The organism is Micromonospora sp. DSM 43699 (assembly GCF_055517075.1).
Genome location: NZ_JBTMMT010000005.1, coordinates 176,791 through 194,869, shown reverse-complemented (window position 1 = coordinate 194,869; position 18,079 = coordinate 176,791). Strand labels below are relative to the sequence as shown.

At 71.0% G+C, this 18,079-nt stretch carries 16 protein-coding genes; 3 read left to right on the top strand and 13 right to left on the bottom strand.

The window, feature by feature from the left end; all coding sequences use genetic code 11:
• Positions 1-109: 109 nt before the first annotated feature.
• Both AC0AIB_RS04920 and AC0AIB_RS04915 read right to left on the bottom strand, forming a co-directional pair.
• Positions 110-304, bottom strand: coding sequence for a ferredoxin (locus AC0AIB_RS04920; RefSeq protein ID WP_328345849.1), 195 nt, complete (start codon positions 302-304; stop codon positions 110-112).
• The gene (locus tag AC0AIB_RS04915) at positions 301-1,497 is read right to left on the bottom strand and encodes a cytochrome P450 (RefSeq protein ID WP_328348765.1); all 1,197 of its coding nucleotides are present in this window, start codon (positions 1,495-1,497) and stop codon (positions 301-303) included. The genes AC0AIB_RS04920 and AC0AIB_RS04915 overlap by 4 nt, the downstream gene beginning before the upstream one ends.
• A 320-nt stretch (positions 1,498-1,817) precedes the next feature.
• Between AC0AIB_RS04915 and AC0AIB_RS04910 the strand changes: the two genes are divergently transcribed.
• On the top strand, positions 1,818-3,083 hold the full coding sequence (locus AC0AIB_RS04910; protein ID WP_328345847.1) for a cytochrome P450 family protein: 1,266 nt from the start codon (positions 1,818-1,820) through the stop codon (positions 3,081-3,083).
• A gap of 177 nt (positions 3,084-3,260) precedes the next feature.
• A complete protein-coding gene (locus tag AC0AIB_RS04905) occupies positions 3,261-3,590 on the top strand; it encodes a non-heme iron oxygenase ferredoxin subunit (RefSeq protein WP_328345845.1) in 330 nt (109 codons plus the stop codon).
• Between the two features lie 235 nt (positions 3,591-3,825).
• Here AC0AIB_RS04905 and AC0AIB_RS04900 read toward each other — a convergent pair whose 3' ends face one another.
• From AC0AIB_RS04900 to AC0AIB_RS04875, 6 genes are all read right to left on the bottom strand, one after another.
• Positions 3,826-5,091, bottom strand: coding sequence for a cytochrome P450 family protein (locus AC0AIB_RS04900; RefSeq protein ID WP_328345843.1), 1,266 nt, complete (start codon positions 5,089-5,091; stop codon positions 3,826-3,828).
• 444 nt (positions 5,092-5,535) lie between these two features.
• Positions 5,536-7,503, bottom strand: a complete 1,968-nt coding sequence (locus AC0AIB_RS04895) for a multicopper oxidase family protein (protein WP_328345841.1) — start codon at positions 7,501-7,503, stop codon at positions 5,536-5,538.
• A 49-nt stretch (positions 7,504-7,552) separates the two neighbouring features.
• Entirely contained in the window at positions 7,553-8,758 is a 1,206-nt protein-coding gene (locus tag AC0AIB_RS04890; RefSeq protein ID WP_328345839.1) for a cytochrome P450, read from the bottom strand.
• A gap of 94 nt (positions 8,759-8,852) precedes the next feature.
• On the bottom strand, positions 8,853-9,740 hold the full coding sequence (locus tag AC0AIB_RS04885; protein WP_465096102.1) for an NAD(P)H-binding protein: 888 nt from the start codon (positions 9,738-9,740) through the stop codon (positions 8,853-8,855).
• A 273-nt stretch (positions 9,741-10,013) separates the two neighbouring features.
• Entirely contained in the window at positions 10,014-10,514 is a 501-nt protein-coding gene (locus tag AC0AIB_RS04880) for a nuclear transport factor 2 family protein (protein WP_328345835.1), read from the bottom strand.
• 500 nt (positions 10,515-11,014) lie between these two features.
• Complete coding sequence (locus AC0AIB_RS04875; RefSeq protein ID WP_328345832.1) at positions 11,015-12,487, bottom strand: MDR family MFS transporter; 1,473 nt, start codon at positions 12,485-12,487, stop codon at positions 11,015-11,017.
• 94 nt (positions 12,488-12,581) lie between these two features.
• Here AC0AIB_RS04875 and AC0AIB_RS04870 point away from each other — a divergent pair, with 94 nt between their 5' ends.
• A complete protein-coding gene (locus AC0AIB_RS04870) occupies positions 12,582-13,178 on the top strand; it encodes a TetR/AcrR family transcriptional regulator (RefSeq protein ID WP_328345830.1) in 597 nt (198 codons plus the stop codon).
• Between the two features lie 30 nt (positions 13,179-13,208).
• Here the strand turns inward: AC0AIB_RS04870 and AC0AIB_RS04865 are convergent, their stop codons facing one another.
• The 5 genes from AC0AIB_RS04865 to AC0AIB_RS04845 all read right to left on the bottom strand — a co-directional run bounded on the left by AC0AIB_RS04865 (position 13,209) and on the right by AC0AIB_RS04845 (position 18,070).
• Positions 13,209-14,192, bottom strand: a complete 984-nt coding sequence (locus tag AC0AIB_RS04865) for an ROK family protein (RefSeq protein ID WP_465096101.1) — start codon at positions 14,190-14,192, stop codon at positions 13,209-13,211.
• 2 nt (positions 14,193-14,194) lie between these two features.
• Complete coding sequence (locus AC0AIB_RS04860; RefSeq protein WP_328345827.1) at positions 14,195-14,893, bottom strand: HAD-IA family hydrolase; 699 nt, start codon at positions 14,891-14,893, stop codon at positions 14,195-14,197.
• Positions 14,894-14,903: 10 nt separating this feature from the next.
• Positions 14,904-15,980, bottom strand: coding sequence for a Gfo/Idh/MocA family protein (locus AC0AIB_RS04855; protein WP_465096100.1), 1,077 nt, complete (start codon positions 15,978-15,980; stop codon positions 14,904-14,906).
• Entirely contained in the window at positions 15,977-17,143 is a 1,167-nt protein-coding gene (gene rifK / locus AC0AIB_RS04850) for a 3-amino-5-hydroxybenzoate synthase (RefSeq protein ID WP_328345823.1), read from the bottom strand. Before rifK ends, AC0AIB_RS04855 begins: the two co-directional genes overlap by 4 nt.
• Positions 17,144-17,215: 72 nt before the next feature.
• Positions 17,216-18,070: a shikimate dehydrogenase family protein gene (locus tag AC0AIB_RS04845; RefSeq protein ID WP_328345821.1), complete on the bottom strand. Its 855-nt coding sequence runs from the start codon at positions 18,068-18,070 to the stop codon at positions 17,216-17,218.
• Positions 18,071-18,079: the final 9 nt, after the last annotated feature.

Sequence of the window (18,079 nt, the reverse complement as noted above, 5' to 3'; positions counted from 1 at the left end):
CGGGCGCACGGCCGGCTGTGGGGGCGGGGGCCCCGACCCGTACCCGCGCTGCGCCGGGTGGGGAACGGGGCCCGGTGCCGGGTGGGGTACGGCCGGGCGGCCGTCGGCCTCAGCGATCGGCCCGCAACGCCCCGGACGGGCAGGCCGCGATCACCTTGAGCACGGCGTCCTCCTGGTCGGGGTCCGGGTCGGGCCGCAGGAGCACCACCGTGCCGTCCTCGTCGTTCTGGTCGAAGATCCGGGGCAGCCGCAGCACACACAGTCCCGCACCGACGCAGACGCCCCGGTCGGCACGGACCCTCATCGGGCGTCCCAGACGATCGGCAGGGCGTGCACCCCGTAGGTGATCATGTCGTTGCGCAGCGGCACCTCCGCCGGCGGTACGGCGAGGCGGACACCGGGCAGCCGACGCAGCAGTTCGGTGTAGCCGACAGTCATCTCGATCCGGGCCAGCTGCTGGCCGAGGCACTGGTGCACACCGTGGCCGAACGCCAGGTGCGAGGTGCGCTCACGGGTCACGTCCAGCACCTCCGGCTGCGGCCAGTGCCGCCCGTCCCGGTTCGCGGCCAGCAGGGAGACCACCACCGTCGCCCCCGCCGGGATGTGCTCCCCGCCCAGCTCAAGGTCCTCCTTGGCGAACCGGAAGAGCCCCGTGCTGACGATGGTCAGGAAGCGCAGCAGCTCCTCGACGGCGTCGCCGACCCGGGACGGGTCGGCGCGCAGCGCGGCGAGCTGCTCGGGCCGTTGCAACAGTACGAACGTGCCCAGCCCGAGCATGCTCGCGGTGGTGTCGAGACCCGCGAAGAGCAGGAGGTTGGCGATGCCGACCAGCTCGTCGTCGGTAAGCGCCGGATCGGCGCCCGGGTGGTGGGCCAGCCCGGAGATCATGTCGTCGGTGGGATTCGCCCGTTTGTCCGCCACCAGCCGCTGCATGAACGCGCGCTGCGCTTCGGTGTTCTCGATCGCCTCCTTGACCGGCACGTTCGTCTGCAGCAGGTCCGCCGCGCGCTGCTGGAACTCCGCCCGGTCCTCGTAGCCCACCCCGAGCAGCTCGCAGATCACCAGCGAGGGCACCGGAACCGCGAACTCCGGCACGAGATCGGCGCTGGTTCCCGCAGCCAGCATCGCGTCCAGCCGCTCGGTGACGATCTGTTCGATCCGCGCGGCGAGGTCCCGCATCCTGCGCACCGTGAACAGGCCGGCAAGCAACTTGCGGTAACGGGTGTGCTCCGGCGGATCCATGTTGATGAACGATCCGGCCCGCGCCTTGCCGCTGCGCAACTGCTCCCCCACCTCCGGGGAGAGGTTCTTGAACCGGGGGTGGTAGCGGAACCGGTCGGCCGAGAAACGCGGGTCGGACAGCACCGCGCGGGCCTCCTCGTACCCGGACACCATCCAGCACGGTTCCCCGCCGGGCAATGTCGACCTGCCCACCGGGGACTGCCCGGCCAGCGCCGCCAGACCGGGTGGCAGCGCGAACGGATCATCGCGCTGCAGGAACTCCCGGGAAAGCGGCGCTTGAAGCGATTCGTCGGCGGGTGGAGATTTCATCGTCTCGGTCGTCACCGCAGGGTCCTCCCAATTGCTCCAACAGACAGCGAACCAGCTCCCGCCGACCCATACTCCGCTGTCGAAGCCTAGGACAGTCCACACCGGCCGAACATCCCTCACGCTGATAGCGCCGCCGGCACCGACACCTATCAGGTTGAGGGATGCTCAGCCCGCCGGCCGCTCCCTATCGTTGCCGAAAAGGCGCCGTAACGCGCCCGCCCCACGCCAACGGATCGCACGCTATTCGACACGAAAGGGAGGGGCTCATGACCACTGCCGAGACGACGGCCGAGACGGTCGACCTGTTCTCACCAGAAGTGGTCGCCGACCCGTTCGGCTGGTACGCGCGGCTGCGCGAGGAGACCGGCCCGACCACCGGGACGCTGAACATCGGCACCATGATGGGCGGGCCCGAGATGTGGCTCGTCACCCGCTACGAGGACGTCCGCCAGGTCCTCACCGACCCGCGGTTCGTCACCAACCCGCCGGCCGACTCGACCATCGCGGACATCCGCGACGGCGTGTTCAAGCGACTGGACTTCCCACCGGATCTCATCCCGTGGATGGCCAACCTCCTCAACGTCTCCGACGGCGAGGACCACACCCGGCTCCGCAAGCTGGTCTCGTACGCGCTGACCGCACACCGGATCGGCAAGCTGCGCCCCCGGGTCGAGAAGATCACCGCGGACCTGCTGGACAAGCTGGCCGAGGACAGCAGGGACGGCTCACCGGTCGACCTGGTGGAGGAGTACTGCTACCCGCTGCCGGTCACCGTGATCTGCGAGCTGGTCGGCATCGACGAACCCGACCGGCCGCACTGGCGGGCCTGGGGCGACTCGATGGCCACGATGAACGGTGAACGCATCCCGACCACGCTGCTCAAGTGCATCGACCTCGCCCGGGAGCTGATCGAGAAGCGGCGGGCCGAGCCCCAGGACGACCTGGTCACCGCCCTCGTGCAGGCGCAGGCCGAGGACCCGAGCCGGGTCTCCGACGACGAGATCATCGGCATCCTGTTCAGCCTGGTGACCGCCGGCCACCAGACCACCACGTACCTGATCGGTAACTCGGTCATCATCCTGCTCGAGAACCCCGACCAGCTCGCGCGGTTGAAGGAGAACCCGTCGATGTGGCCGCAGGCGGTGCGCGAGCTGCAGCGCCTGGGCCCGATCCAGTTCGCGCAGCCGCGGTTCCCCGTGGAGGACATCGAGCTGGGTGGCGTGACGATCCCGCGGGGTGCGCCGGTGGCGCCGCTGCTGCTGGCGGCGAACACCGACCCGCGCAAGTTCCCCGACCCCAACAAGCTGGTCATCGACCGGCTGGCCGTCGGCAGCGAGAGTCACCTCGGGTTCGGCAAGGGCATCCACCGCTGCCTCGGTCAGCACCTGGCCTACCAGGAGGCGGAGGTGGCGTTGCAGGGGCTGTTCACCCGGTTCCCGGACCTCTCCCTCGCCGTGCCGCGCGAGGAGATCCCGTGGATCCTGCGGCCCGGGTTCACCCGGACCAGGACCCTCCCGCTGAAACTCGCCTGAGCACCCCGGCACCCTGTCGGTGCCCCGGGCGGGCCGGCTGATCATCCACGCCCGAAAGTGCAGGTCTGGGCGGTCCGGATACAGGACCGCCCAGACCTGCACGGCGTCGTACGCTGACCTCCATCGAGCCCGTCCGGGCAGACCAGCACGTTCCCGTCGAGAGGGAGAACCGCCCGTATGCGCACGCCGCAAGGGATCCGACTGTGTGCCCTGTCCGACCTGGAAGACAAGGCACCTCTTGCCGTCCAGGTCGGTGACGTCCCCGTCGTGGTGGTCCGCATCGGGGACGAGGTGCACGCGCTGCGGAACCAGTGCACGCACGCCCGGATGTCGCTGTCGGAGGGCGAGGTCACCAGCAAGGGGATCGAGTGCTGGATGCACGGCGCCTGCTTCGACCTGCGCACCGGCGTGCCGACCTCGCCACCCGCCGTCGACCCGGTGGACGTCTATCTGGTACGCGTCGAGGGCGGAGACGTGTTCGTCGACCCCCACACCACGGTGAACTGACCACCCGGGCAGGACTCCCCCGACGGCAAGCAGCGCGCCGGCTTCGGCGCGCTGCTGTCGTACCCCGTCACCGGTGCCCGGTCGCCGTCGAGCGGCGAGGTGCCCACTGACGGCGACCGGACGATCACCGGTCGCCGTGGTCGGCGGGCGACCGTCCGCGCCCTACCTGGTCGCGGCTGCTGTCTCAGGTCCGCCGACCCCGAGCCAGCAGCCACGACCAGGCACACCGGGCCCGTTAGCCGAGCCGCGACCCGGCGCCGTGCAGGCGGATGGGCAGCCGCCGCAGCCGCCACGAGCCAGGCATGTTCTGCCGTTCCAGCTCCTCCGCGGGGACGGCCAGCTCCAGGTGCGGGAAACGGCTCAGCAGCCCGCCGAACGCCACCTCGAACTCCTGCTTGGCCAGGTGCGCGCCCAGGCAGTAGTGCAGACCGGCACCGAAGCCCACGTGCAGCTCGCGTTGGCCGTCGGGCTGCCGGCGGAGGTCCAGTCGATCGGGGTCGGGGAAGTAACGCGGGTCGTAGTTGGCCGCGACGAGCATGCACATCAGCCGGTCGCCCTGCCTGATCGTGACACCGCCGACCTCGACGTCCTCCACCGCGTGCCGGAACTGGGTCCCGTGCAGCGGACCGCACCACCGCATCAGCTCCTGGACCGCCGCCGGCATCAACGCGGGTTCGGCGCGCAGCGTGTGCAACTGGTCGGGATGGGTGAGCAGCGCCAGGGTGCCGTTTCCGATCATGTGCGCCGTGTTCTCGGTGCCGGCCAGCACCAGAGTCAGCACCATCGTGATCAGCTCGTCCCCGGTGAGCCGGTCCCCCTCCTCGTCGTGCGCCTCGATCAGCCCGGACAACAGATCGCCGGTCGGCACGGCCCGGCGCTGCTCGACCAGTTCGGTGATGTGGTCCACCATGCCACGCATCGGCTCGTTCTGCGCCCCCGGCTCCAGCGAGAACGCGGCCCGGCCCCACTGCCGCCACCTGGGCCAGTCGGCCTCGGGGATGCCGATCAGCTCGCAGATCACGTTGATCGGCAGCAGGTAGGCGAAGTTCTCGATCAGATCGACGACGCCCACCCCGTCGGCGTCGTCCTCGGCCGCCCGCCGGGCGAGCTGGTCCAGCAGTCTCGCGGCGATCTCCTCCACCCGGGGACGCAGGGCGGCGACGCGGCGTGCGGTGAAGGTGCGCGACACCAGCCGCCGCAGCCGGACGTGGTCCTCTCCGTCGGCGTCCAGCAGGCTGCTCGTGAAGATCTTGATGTACTTCTCTTCGAGTCCGAGCGCCTTGGCCAGCTCTTCGTGCAGGTCGTCGACGTTCGCGCCGGGAACGCTTGCCGGGTTGTTGGCGAAGCGCTGGTCAGCCAGCACCATCTTGACGTCGTCGTACCGGGTGATCAGCCACAGCGGTGTGGGCGAGGTGGGGTAGACGGCCCGGACGATCCGGTCCTGCTCGCGTAGCCGCGAGTATCCCCGGAACGGGTCGCGGAGCAGGTCCGCGTCCCTCATGTCCAGTGCGGAGGTCCCATTGCTGGTGGCCACGGGACAGGTCCCGCTGATGGTGTCCATGTCTGCCTCCCAGGGTGTCACGTAGTGGGCACGCGGTCGACCGGATTCGCCGGCCGACCGGCCTTACGGACGGCGGGGGCGTACCCCCGCCGCTGGCGCGTGGGCGAACAGGCGCGACCGGGACGGCCTGACGTCGGGCGCGCTGTGGCGATGTGCTGTTCGGCAGGTACGGCACCGGGTGGCGGGTCCGGCCCGTGACAGCCGAGGGTGGCCGCCGGCCCCCTCGGTCGCCTTGGGCAACAATCGGACAGAACGAAGCGGCGCCCACCGTCACCGACGTCGACGAGAGCCGAGGCTCCCGCCGGGACCGGGCCGACGCTGACGGCGTCGGCCCCGGTCCGGTGGTCGTCGTCGAGCGGAGGGCCCGCGCCGCACCGTCGGCGGTCAACGCCCACCTGGACCTCCCCCGCCCCCCGGGTGGTGCTCCGAACTGCCGGAGTGGTGGGTCGAGCCGCCCGGATGCATGTGGAACCGGGCCACCTCGGCCGGGTGGACGACGAAGGGCCGCATCATGCCCTCGTCCTCGTGGTCGAGGATGTGACAGTGGTACATGAACTGGCCGGTGGCACCCTCGAAGCGGCCGGCGACCCGGATCCACTCCCCCGCCCACAGGTTGAAGGTGTCCTTCCAACCCTCCTCGTGCTTCTCGATCGGCGGGCCCTCACCGGGAGCGGGAAACGGCCTGCTGGTGCCGCCGACCGCGAGGTCGAAGGCCGTCAGGTCGGCGAACTTCCACCGGGTCAGCAGCTGGAACCGGGCCAGGTGGATGTGCATCGGATGCGGGGCCCCACCGAGCTGGATCAGATTCCACACCACCCACCGGCCCCGGTCGATGAAGACCGTCGTCGTCTCGTCGAACAGCCGCGCGACCTTGCGGAAGGTGCGCACCCGCCCGGCGGCCGGGTCGGTGAGCTGGATGATCCCCTCCTGCGGGAACCGGGTGGGCAGTTCGGCCGGGTCGGTGATCTCCTGCAACTCCCACATCTCCGGGTGCGGTCGACCTGCCACCCCCGGCAGGGTCGTCGCCACGAACACCTCGTCGTGATCCTCCGGAACGGTGCTGCCCTCTCGCAGCCGGACGTACGAGCCGGACAGCCGGGCCGGCGGCGTGAAGAAGTCGGCGCGGCTCCGGCTCTCGACACGGAACTGCATGATGTCCGGGTCGACCGAGGCACCGGTGTTGACCAGGCGCAGGCGCTGCCCCTTGAACCGGCTGAAGTCGATGAGCAGGTCGACGCGCTCGGCCGGGGTGAGGGTCAGCCCGCCCGCCGGCACCGCCGCCGGGGCGGGCAGCAGGCCGGCGTCCGTGCCTACGATGCGGACCGCGTCGTTGTGAACGACGCCCGCCTCGTCGACCAGGTCGAGCCGGAAGAACCGGCCGTTCGCCGCGTTGAGCACCCGGAAGCGGTACCAGCGCGCGTCGACGTCCAGGTGCGGCCAGATGACGCCGTTGACGACGGTGAACGGGCCGGTGACGGGGGCCGACGTACCGGTCGCGGGCTGGTACTGGAACTTGAACAGCAACCGGCCGGTGAGCGCCCCGGTCGCCGGGTCGGTGTCGAGGTTGCGGTCGGCGATGACCAACGGGATCTCGTGGTCACCGCCGGGCAGTCGCAGCCGGTCCTCCTCCTCGTCGCGGATCAGGTAGAGGCCGACGAGCCCGGCGTGGACGTTGAACCGCGTCACGGCCATCGCGTGGTCGTGGTACCACAGTGCGGTGGCCGCCTGCCGGTTCGGGTACTCGGTGAGCTGCACGTCCCCCGGCGACATGCCGTTGTGCGCCCAGCCGTCGTTGCCGCCGTTGGTCGTCGCGCCGTGCAGGTGGACGACGTTCCAGGGCGGCAGGCCCGCGACCCCGTCGATGAGTTCCACCCCGGTGGGCAGGCTGCCGTCCGCGCTGCGGTAGCCGGGCATGTTCGCCGGCGTCGGCACCGCGTACGGCGCCCGCACCGCCACCAGCGGCACCGTTCCCTGTAGTTCGTTGACCCAGGCGACCCGCAGTCGCCTGTCCCGGCGCACCTCGATGGTGGGGCCGGGAAACTGTCCCTCGTAGGTCCACAGGGTGGTCTCGGGCAGTTGGGAGTGCAACCGGCGCCGCGCGTTGGTCATCGTGATCGTGAGCTCGTCTCGGTGACGCCCCGACGACGGTCGGACCGTCGGCGGAATCCGCAGCGGGTCGAGGAACTTGGTGAGACCGAACTGTGGTGCCACGAGTGGCGCCCGGGCTCCGCTGCCCGTCGCCGCCGACGCCCCCGGGGCACCCGGGCCGAGCGTCTGCACCCCCGCGACGACGCCCGCGGTACCGAGCACGGTGGAGGCCAGGAAGGCACGACGCTGAACGGGGGAATCCATTGGTTCTACTCCTGCGTGGGGATGGCGGCGTACCGACACCTGCGGGGTGCTACCAGGTGACCGGTAGCGTGGTCAGCACCTCGAAGCCCGCGGTCGGGTTGAACGGAACCTCCTCCGCCGGGACGGCCAGACGCAGGCCGGGCAGGCGTCGGAGCAGGGTGGCGAGGGCGATCTCCATCGTGATGCGGGCCAGGCTCTGGCCGAGGCACTGGTGGGTGCCGAACCCGAACGTGACGTGGTCCCGGGCGGTGCTGCGGCGCAGACCCAGCGAGTTCGGCTCCTCGTGGACCTCCGCGTCGCGGTTGATCAGGGAGGTGATGAAGAAGACGCCGTCGCCCGCGCGGATGGTGGCTCCCTCGACCTCGATGTCGTCAGTGGCCAGCCGGGTCACACCGTCCGGAATGGACACGAAGCGTAGCAGCTCGTCGACCGCGGTGGGCATCAGCGCCGGGTCGGCCCGCAGCTCGGCCAACTGGTCGGGGTGTTGGAGCAGGGTGAACAGGCCGAGCGAGATCATGGTCCCGGTGGTGCCGTGGCCGCCCGCCACCTGGAGGACCAGCGTCGAGACCAACTCCTCGTGGTCCGCGTCGTCCGTGGCACCGCGCTTCGTGAGGAGGTCGTCGAGCACCCCCTCCCCCGGGTTACGTCGCTTCTCCGCGATCAGGTCACCCATGTAGGCCATCAGCACGTCGTACGCCTGGTTGGCGTTCGGGCCGGCGGCGAGCTGGTGCGACATCCGCGCGAAGGACGCGTGGTCGTCGTCCGGGATGCCCATCAGGCGGTACAGCACCGTGGCCGGCACGGGGGCCGCGAAGGCCGGGATCAGATCGGCGGGAGCGCCGTTGTCGACCATGTGGTCCAGCCGCTGGTCGACGATCTCCTGGATCATCGGACGCAGGGTGTTGATCCGCCTGATCGTGAAGCTGGGGATCAGCATCTTGCGCCGGGCCTGGTGCACCGGGCCGTCGACGCCCACCAACGCGGTGACGATCTTCATGACCTTCTGCTGTGCGTCGCCGACGGCAGCGGCGATGCTCGGGAACATCATGGGCCAGGCGGGGTTGGTGCGGTCACTGGAGATGCGGGGGTCGGCCAGGAGCCGGCGGGTCAGCTCACGACCGGTGACCGCCCAGACCCGCCGCCCGTCATAGAGCGCAACCTGGGCGAGTGGCCGCTGGTCGACAAGCGACGGGTAGTCGGGTGCCGGCTGGTAGGGACAGGTACGGTCCTGCGGGAACACCACGGTGTCAGTCATACGCGAACCTTCCGAGCAGCCAGTGCGGTGACGTGGGGGTTACCGGTGCGGTGCGGAGATTCGTGGCGACCGCCAGACACCACGATCCGGACGGCTAGCTCATGAAGTCCGCCCGGTGGTCCACCGCCCAGTCGGCGAAGGTCCGCGCCGGCTTGCCGAGGACCTGCTCGACCGTCCGGTCGATCTCGGCGGGCCCGTCGAGGGCCTCCAGGTAGTAGCGGATCCTGGTCTCGATGATCCCCGGCGGGTCCGTCGGACCGATCACCCCCTCCCGGATCAGCTCCCGAAGGCGGGGCCCGAACCGCTCCCGCAGTTCGGCGCGGGCTTCGTCGCCCGTGACGTCCTCGATCGTCAACTCTCGGCCGATCGCCTTACCGATGAGGGCGATCTGCTCGGCCTGGGTGATGCTGTCACCGCCGCTGAGGTGGTACCTCGCCCCGGCGTGGCCCTCCTCCAGCAGGGCGCGGGTGCTCACCTCGGCGATGTCCCGCTCGTGGATGGAGGACAGGTAGGAGTGCGCGTAGTGCAGCCGCACCGGCCGGCCCTGCCTGATAGCGGGCGCCCAGAGCAGGGAGTTCACGGCGAAGGCGCCCGGTCGGACGAAGGTCCACGACAGACCTGACCGTTCGATCGCCTCCTCCACATCCCGGTGCCACCTGGCGATCCAGTGGTCCGGGTCGCGACCGGCGACGGCCAGCGAGGACAGCAGTACGGCGTGCCTGACCCCGGCGGCCTTCGCGGCCGCCATCACCCCGTCGATGCTGGCCGGCTGGTTGTACAGAAATACCTTCTCGACGCCCTGGAACGCCTGCGTGAACGTCGCCGGGTCGGTCAGATCGGCCCGGCGGACGTCGACCTCCGCAGGCAGGTCGAGCGACTCCGGCTTGCGGGAGGTCGCCCGCACGTCCGCGCCCGCCCGCACCAACAGGTCGACGACGTGACGGCCGACGTTGCCGGTCGCACCGGTCACCAGGATCGCCATCATTCCCCCCGCCAGCCTGTTGTCGCCCCATCGGTCATCCGTACGAGCATTCGTAGGCTAGGGCAGGCGAGGGCGGCTGGGCATACCTCGCCTTGATAGCAGTGGAAGCCGGAAGGTGGCCGCCGACCAGGGTGGCGAGCCACCGCCGGACGCGTGTGATTCGACACGGCGTCCGCATGCCGCCCGTCCCGGTCGGACGGAGGGCGGTCCGCCGGTTCGGGACGGTGGACGACACCGCCCCTCCCCGGCTCGCCGGCTACCCCTTACCCGGGATCAACGCGGGGCGGGGGCGGGAACGGACTTGTCGATCGCCCACAGGACGTCGCCCTCGATGCGCGACAGGCGCCACCCGTCCGAGGAGCGCGTCGCCTCGAAGCGCATCCGCGAGTTGAGGGTGAGGGTCGGCTCCGGCGCGATCTTCCCCTTCGGCGTGACGCTGCTACCGAAGAGCTGCACCACGTCCGCCCGGACCTTGGCCTTGTCGCCGTCCAGGTCGACGAGGACGTTGCTGACCAGCTCCTGGACCCGGTCCTCGGTCTTGAACCCCTCGGACGCGCCGGCGATGACCTTGTCCCGTCCTTCGGTGAGACCCCCACCGGGATTGCTGACCACCACCCCTTCGGAGAGCACCTTGTTCAGATCGTCGAACTTCCCCTCCGTCGTGTCGGCGTAGAAGCGGTAGACGAGCTGGGTGATGTCTCCTCGGTCGTCACGGTATTCGACCTTGTCGGTGCCGCAGCCCGCGGTGGGGAGGGCGACGAGAAGAGCCGCCAACAGGCCGACGGTGCGGACGGACCCGCGCCGTGACCGAACGATTCCCCCTGGACTATCCATGTTCTGTTCTCTCCAACCCTGTCGCAGTCTTCGTCAGTACGCGGGCAGGCGCCGACATTCTCCACCTGGGATGAACAGGAACAGCACCGCCGCGACCCGCAACACCGGTGATCACCTGAAGCGACCTCCGCCGCAGAAGTGGACTACCGAATGTCGATGTGCGTCGACCCCGCCATCCACAGGATTGCCTTACGATCACCGGCGATCCGTGCGAGCCATCGTAGGGTAGGGCAGGCCAGCACCGCTGACCATACCTTGTGGAGACATTTGCGAACTGAGTTGGGAATCAGACACCCACCGTCCGATCCGTGGCCTCCGAGCACTGTCCACTTTGTTCTGATGACGAAATGGCTCGACCTTCGGGTCACCCTGCGGACATGCACCAGTCGACCCCTGGGGCACGTCGGAGATACCCCTCGGATAAGCAGCTGCGCTGCGGTTCAGGCGCGGGCGGCGACCTCGGATTGGGGTTTCTCGGAATCGGGAAGAGGCTTGGGACGGCCGGGGAGCAGGAGGCAGAGCGGCACGGCGAGGACGGTGAAGCCGACCGACCACCAGAAGGTCGTGCCGAAGGCCCGGGTGACGGCGTCCGGTGCCCGCGAGCCGGAACCGGCGTGCTGGAGGATCATGGCCAGGACGGCAGTGCCGAACGAGCCGCCGATCTGCTGGGTGACCAGGACGATGATGCTGGCGTTGGGGATGTCGCGGTGGTCCAGGCCCAGGTAGGCGGCGCTGGCCAGGGGGATGGTGGCGGTGCCCAGCCCCAGACCGCGCACGACCAGGACGGCCATCAGCAGCGGGTACGGCGCGTCGGGGGCGACGGCGAAGGGCACGGTGGCCAGGCCCACGATGCCGAAGCCGGCGAACGCGATCCAGCGGGGCCCTACCCGGTCGGTCCACCGACCGGCTAGCGGCCGTGACAACAGCGAACCGATGCCCTGCGGGATGAGCAGCAGCCCCGCGCCGAGCGCGTCCTCACCTCGGGCCTGCTGCCAGTAGAGCGGCAGCAGCAGCATCGCGCCGTACAGGGTCACCCCGACCAGGAAGAGCAGGCCCGCCGACGCGGCGAGCGACCGGTGACTCAGCAGCCGGATGTTCACCAGCGCCCCGGCTCCCCGGCGCAGCGCCCAGCCGATGAAACCGGCGACCAGGACGAGGCCGGCCAGGAGCGGGACCAGGACCCTGGGGCTGTCGAGGCCGGAGGTGACCGGGATCTGGGACAGGCCGTAGATGAGGGCGGCGGCACCCGGCGACAACAGGAGCAGGCCGACGGTGTCGAGCCGGCCCCGCTCGCCGACGGGCCGGTCGTCGGGCAGGTTCCTGAACGCGAGCCAGCCACCGACGCTGCAGAACAGGATGTTGACCAGGAAGAGCAGCCGCCAGTTCCCGGTGGCCAGCAGGAGGCCGCCCAGGACCGGGCCGAGGATCGGGCCGAGCGCGACGGGCAGGCTGATGGTCGCCATCACCCTGCCGATGTTGCGACCCCGGACGGCCTGCATGATCAGCGTGCTCATGAGCGGCATCATGACGCCGGCGGCGACGCCCTGGACGATCCGGAAGACGATGAGGCTGGGGGCGTCCCACGCCGACGCGCAGAGCACCGATCCGAGCAGGAAGAACCCGAGCGAACCGAGCCACAACCGCTTGCCGCCGACCGCGGTCTGGGTCCAGCCGACGATGGGGATGGTGACGAACATGGCCAGCAGGTAGCCCGTGCTCACCCACTGGATGGTGCTCAGCGGGGCATCCAGGTCACGGGCCAGGTCGTTGATGGCGACGCTGACGATCGTGGTGTCGAAGACCGCCGCCAGGGCACCGACGATGATCGTGAGCGCCAGCCGCCGCACCACCGGGTCGATGCGATCGGAATCGGTCGGCGTTGCGGCGGGTGCGGGCTTGCCGGATGCAGACATGGACACATCCTAAGATACATCGTTGTTTCTTATCGAGAGGCGACTCTAGATCGGGCGCACCGGGCCCGCAAGTATGCTGCGCAGGTGAGTCGAGGTGGGTGAGCCGGGCAGCCGGCGACGGGGCGCCGCACTGGAGCAGGCCCTGCTGGACGCGTCCTGGCAGGAGCTGGAGGAGGCCGGTTACGCGCGCTTCACCATGGACGCCGTCGCCGCGCGCGCCGGGACCAGCCGTCCCGTGCTGTACCGACGCTGGGGCGACCGGCTCGAGCTGCTGCGTGCGACGATCGTCCACGTCCTCGAGCGCAACCGTGTCCCGGCACCCGAGGACACCGGCTCGCTCCGCGGCGACCTGCTGGCCCTGATGCAGGAGATCAGCCGCACCCGCACCGAGTTCGTCACCGTGATGAGCGTCCACCTCGCCGGGTACTTCGAGGAGACCGGCACCGGTCCGGCCGACCTTCGCGACGTGATCCGGTACGGCCGCCCACACGCCCTCGACATCGTCTACGGCCGCGCCGCGGCGCGCGGTGAGATCGATCTCACCCGACTCTCCGCACGGGTCCGGGAGCTGCCCTTCGCCCTGCTGCGGCTCGAACTCCTCACCACCCTCCAACCCGTCTCCGACGCGACCCTCGAGGACATCGTCGACACCATCGTGCTGCCGCTGCTCCGACCCGCCGGGGTGGGCTGACGCCGGTGGTCGGACCGGTCGGCCCGGTGGTCATCCCGCGCTGTCGGCAGGGGCGGCGGTCGGGACAGGTACGCCGGTCGGCGGTGACGTCGACCCTCGCGCGGGCCCGGCCGGGGGCGGTGCGACGAGGCGGGCGAGCGACACCGCGCCGTGCAACGACGACAGACCGCCCAGCCGGGCCGGCGCCACCGGCAACGGGTCGTGTCCGGGGCGCGCCAGTTCGGCCAACCAGGCGGCCATCCGGTCGACGATCTCGGGGACGCCGGCCGAGAAGCCCCCACCGATCAGCACACGCTGCGGGTGGAGCAGCTCCTGCACGCTGGTCACGGCGGCGGCCAGGGCGCGGCACGTCCGGTCGACGGCGGTGACGGCCCAGGGCTGTCCGGCGCGCACCGCCGGCCCCAGTTCGTCGAAGGTGACCTCCGCTCCCCGCAGTCGCGCCGCGCGGCGCAGGGTGGCCGGTCCGGAGGCGACCGCCTGGAGACACCCGCGCCGGCCGCAGACGCAGCTCGCCCCGCCCGACTCGACGATGACGTGCCCGATCTCGAACGAGCCACGGCCGGGTCCGGGACAGGGGACGCCACCCAGGACCAGACCGCCACCGACGCCGGTGCCCACCCCGACGTAGAGCAGATCGTCACAGCCAGAGGCCCGCGCCTCGGCGAGCGCGCCGAGATCGCCGTCGTCCGCCCAGGCGACGCTCGCCCCGGGGAACAGCGCCCGCAGGGCCGCGTCCAGGTCCAGGTCGACCCACTCCGGCCGGCTGGGCCACGAGGTGACCCGGCCCCCCGGGCCGACCGTCGCCGGCATCGCGACCCCCACCGAGCGCGGTGGGGCACCGATGCCGGCCCGCAGCTTCGTCAGTTCCCCGGCGAGTTGGGCGAGATCCCGGGTCACGCTGTGCCGGGGCGTCCAGCCGAAGGTGGACTCCCGGACGAGCCCGGCGTCGGTCTCGGCCCGCAGTGCGACCTTGGTGCCGCCGACGTCGACGCCGAGGTAGTGGGCCGTCTCCACGGTCAGCCGGCCGGGACGGCCGGACAGCGGGCGAGCAGGTCGGCGGGGCGGTGCAGCACCAGGTCGGGGCCGCCGGCGAGCAACTCGGCGATGTCCTCCGGCGGCGCCCACAGCGCGGCGGCCGAGGCGACCCCGGCGCCCTGGGCGCTGGCCAGGTCGGTCGGCGCGTCCCCGATCATGATGGCCCGCTCGGGGGGCACGTCCAGCAGGTCCAGGGCGCGTCGCACGATGTCGGGGGCCGGTTTGGGGCGGGCCACCTCGTCGGAGCCGATCACGTGGGCGAAGAACGGCAGGAGGCCGAGCCGGTCCAGCAGTGAACGGGCCCGTGGCCCGCTCTTGCCGGTGGCGATGGCCAGCCGTAGGCCGCGGACCCGCAGGGTCAGCAGCAGTTCGAGGATGCCGTCGAAGACCTGCACCTGGTCGGCGAGGCGGTAGCTCTCCCGGACGAACGGCTCCTCCATCGCCAGCGGCAGGTCCATGATCCGCATGATGTCCGGGAAGTAGCGACCCAGATGGCGACGGTACTCCCCGAAGGGCGCCGGGCCGTCGCCGACGACTTCGGCGTACGCGATGGCGAAGGCCTCGCTCATCACCGCGAAGCTGTCGACGACGACCCCGTCGAGGTCGAAGATGACCGCGTGCCGGACCGGTGCCGAGGGGTCGGTCGCGGTCGCCGGCCGGTCGACGATCGGAAATGCCATGGAGACCTCTTCACTGGTACGCGGACACCGTGCGCCGGGCACGCGCCGACCCCGCCGACGCGTAGAAGTTCTCGATCATCTGCACGATCGGCCGGGCCTCGGCGATGGCGCGGCCGCGGCTGGCCGGGTCGGCGAGCATCGCGGCGAGGTCGTCCAGTTGCCGGGTGTACTCGATGCCGATCCGCTCGGTCGGCACCGCGAGCCGGGTCGTGGCGCCCTCCCGGGTCATCGTCAGCGCCGGATCGGGCTCCCGGTTGGGGCTGAAGCCGAAGGTGCACCTCAACTCCGCGACCCCGGCCCGGCCCTCGACGCGGATCGACGACACGTCCCGCGCCTCGTGCGATGCCCAACTAGCCCGCAGGGCGACCGAGACGCCGTCGTCGCGTACCAGGAAACCGCGTGCGGTGTCCTCCACGTCGGCGGCGTCGGCGCCGGGCTGGTCCTGTCGCCACGCCGCCCGCCAGGCGTCCACGTTGACGAAGTCGTCCGACGTCACGCCGATCACCTGCGTGAAGGTGGCCGGGCCGAGCAGGAACGCCAGCGTGTCTACCAGGTGCCAGCCGAGGTCGAACAGCGCTCCCCCGCCGGCCTTGCCGCGCTGGGTGAACCAGCCGCCGGCCCGCGGCACGCCGCGGGACCGGGTCCAGCCGAGGTCGACGTGCCGGATGTCACCCAGGTCCCGCAGCGCCCGCCGCAACGCCTCGACATCACCCCGGTACCGGGCGGCGCTGCCGGCGAGCAGCATCCCGCCCCGGCGTTCGGCCATCGCGAGGACGTCGACCTCGGCAGAGGTCAGGCAGACCGGTTTCTCGACGAACACCGAGATCCCGGTGGCGAGCAACGCGCCGGCCACCTCGACGTGCAGGTGGTTGGGCACCGCGACGACGGCCAGGTCGACCTCCTTCGCGGTGAACGCGTCGACAGTGGGATGCACGGCGAGGCCCGGCTCGTCCCGGAACGCCGCCCGCGACGCCGGGTCGGCGTCGACGACCGCGACGACCTCGAAGTCGGCGTGCGCACGCAGCAGCGGCAGCCACAACTCCCGCCCCGCCCAGCCGAGCCCGACCACCGCCACCCGGATGCTCATGCGGTGGCCACGGCGGCGGCGACGATCTCGGCCGTCGCGTGCATCTCCTGCTCTCCGGCGAGCAGCACCCGGTGGTGCAGCCAGACGCAGTCCCGGCTGATGGCATCGGTGTGCGGGCAGCGCTCCGCGATGGCGTCCAGGCTCTCGTCGGGTGCGCCGAACTCCCAGAAGGCCTCCGTGCGGTAGATCGCGCGGAACCCGGCGAACGCCGGTAGACCCGCCGCCACCAGCCGGTCGACCAGGGCGTTGCGGCCGTCCTCGCTGATGCCGGGGACGCGGAACATCGCCATGTAGTGCGAGTTGCGGTCGGCGCGCACGTCGCCGCCCTGCGGCACCACCCCGTCGATCGCCCCGAGCAGCCGCGACAGCAGCGTCCAGCGCTGGTCCCGCAGCGCGATCTGCGCGTCGAGGCGACGCAGCTGTGCCCGCAGCACGGCGGCGGAGAACTCGTTGAGCCGCATGTTGGACCCGGAGATCCGGTGCAGGTAGCGGCGGTCGCCCCGGGGCCGACCACAGCTGTGCCGCAGGAAGGCCAGCTCGTACTTCTCGCTCTCCCCCTCCGGGAACACCACGGCGCCGCCCTCGCCGGCGGTCATCAGCTTGCCGTTCTGGAAGCTGAAGGTGGCGATGCTGCCCAGCTCACCGACGCGCCGGCCCTGCCACTGCGCGCCGTGCGCGTGCGCGGCGTCCTGGAGCAGCGGTACGCCGTTCTCGGCGGAGATCTTCGCCAGCGTGTCCATGTCGGCGATCAGACCGGCCATGTGCACCGGCATGATCGCCCTGGTGCGTGGCGTGACGGCGGCGGCGACCGCTCCCGGGTCGATGTTGTAGGTGTCCGGGTCGACGTCGACCGGGACGGTGACCGCGCCGAGCCGCTGGGCCGCCTGGGAGGAGGAGATGAAGGTGAAGGCCGGCACGATGACCTCGGTGCCCGGCCCGACTCCCATGACCTGCAGGGCGAGCTCCAGCGCGTGTGTGCCGTTGGTGACCGCCAGCGCGTGTTCGGCGCCATGGTGGTCGGCGAACTCTCGCTCGAACGAGTCCACTTCGGATCCGCCCATGCGCCACCACTGGCCCTGCTCGAGCGCACGGATCAGGCCGTCCCGCTCGGCGTCGTCGTGCTGAGGCCACGCGGGGAATTCTGGTGCCGGTCGCGCGTCCATGGCTCTCCGATTCTCGTGGTGGATCCCATTGGGAGAAAGCGTGAATGGCCGTGTGACAGGGAAATGGCGATTTCAGCCTCTTGCGTCATGGTATGAGCGCGGTCGGGGGCCAACATCCCTCGGTCTGGTAGTCGTCGACACGTCGCCCCAGCGGAAGAAGGAGCGGTACGAATCGAGCTGCCCGTCGAGCATGTGGAATCCATGATGGACGGTGTGCCCACGCGCCGCGGCGGCCCGCAACAGGCGGGTCTCCCGGGGGTGCATGATGATGTCGGCCACCACGCTGCCCGGTGGTAGGAGGTCCGGTCGCATCGGCAGCGGGTCGTCGGGTTCGAGCCCGAGCGGCGTGGCGTTCACCACCAGGTCGACGCCGTCGAGGTCCGGCCCGGCCGAGGTGACGGTGCGGCCGGGCCAGTGCGGGTCCAGGCGGGAGCGCAGACCGGCCAGTCGGGCGGTGTCCGGGTCACACACGGCCAACCGGTCGACCCCCGCCGACAGCAGCGCCGCCGCGATGGCGCTGCCCGCGCCCCCCGCCCCGACGAGGGCCACCCGACGGCCCGCCGGCTCGTGGCCGGCCGCCACCAGACCGGCCACGAAGCCCAGACCGTCGAAGTTCTCCGCGTACCAGCTGCCGTCGTCGTCCCGGCGCAGCGCGTTGGCGCTCCCGGCGATCCGGACCATCGGGCTGCACCGATCGGCGAGCGCGACGACCGCGGCCTTGTGCGGCACCGTGACGAAGATGCCGTCGACGTTGCCGACACACCGCAACCCGTCCAGGATCCGGGCGAGGTGTTCCGGCCGCGCGTGCACCGGGACCAGCACCGCGTCGACGCCCAGCCGGGCGAGGAGCGGGTTGACCAGCAGGGGTGAGCGCACCTGGACGACCGGATCACCCAGGACCACGTACAGCCGGGTGGTGCCGCTCACGGGTGCGGG

Coding starts and splice junctions, on each gene's coding strand:
- AC0AIB_RS04920 (WP_328345849.1), bottom strand. CDS start 304: ATGAGGGTCCGTGCCGACCGGGGCGTCTGCGTCGGTGCGGGACTGTGT.
- AC0AIB_RS04910 (WP_328345847.1), top strand. CDS start 1,818: ATGACCACTGCCGAGACGACGGCCGAGACGGTCGACCTGTTCTCACCA.
- AC0AIB_RS04905 (WP_328345845.1), top strand. CDS start 3,261: ATGCGCACGCCGCAAGGGATCCGACTGTGTGCCCTGTCCGACCTGGAA.
- AC0AIB_RS04900 (WP_328345843.1), bottom strand. CDS start 5,091: ATGAGGGACGCGGACCTGCTCCGCGACCCGTTCCGGGGATACTCGCGG.
- AC0AIB_RS04895 (WP_328345841.1), bottom strand. CDS start 7,503: ATGGATTCCCCCGTTCAGCGTCGTGCCTTCCTGGCCTCCACCGTGCTC.
- AC0AIB_RS04890 (WP_328345839.1), bottom strand. CDS start 8,758: ATGACTGACACCGTGGTGTTCCCGCAGGACCGTACCTGTCCCTACCAG.
- AC0AIB_RS04885 (WP_465096102.1), bottom strand. CDS start 9,740: ATGGCGATCCTGGTGACCGGTGCGACCGGCAACGTCGGCCGTCACGTC.
- AC0AIB_RS04875 (WP_328345832.1), bottom strand. CDS start 12,487: ATGTCTGCATCCGGCAAGCCCGCACCCGCCGCAACGCCGACCGATTCC.
- AC0AIB_RS04860 (WP_328345827.1), bottom strand. CDS start 14,893: ATGGCATTTCCGATCGTCGACCGGCCGGCGACCGCGACCGACCCCTCG.
- AC0AIB_RS04855 (WP_465096100.1), bottom strand. CDS start 15,980: ATGAGCATCCGGGTGGCGGTGGTCGGGCTCGGCTGGGCGGGGCGGGAG.
- rifK (WP_328345823.1), bottom strand. CDS start 17,143: ATGGACGCGCGACCGGCACCAGAATTCCCCGCGTGGCCTCAGCACGAC.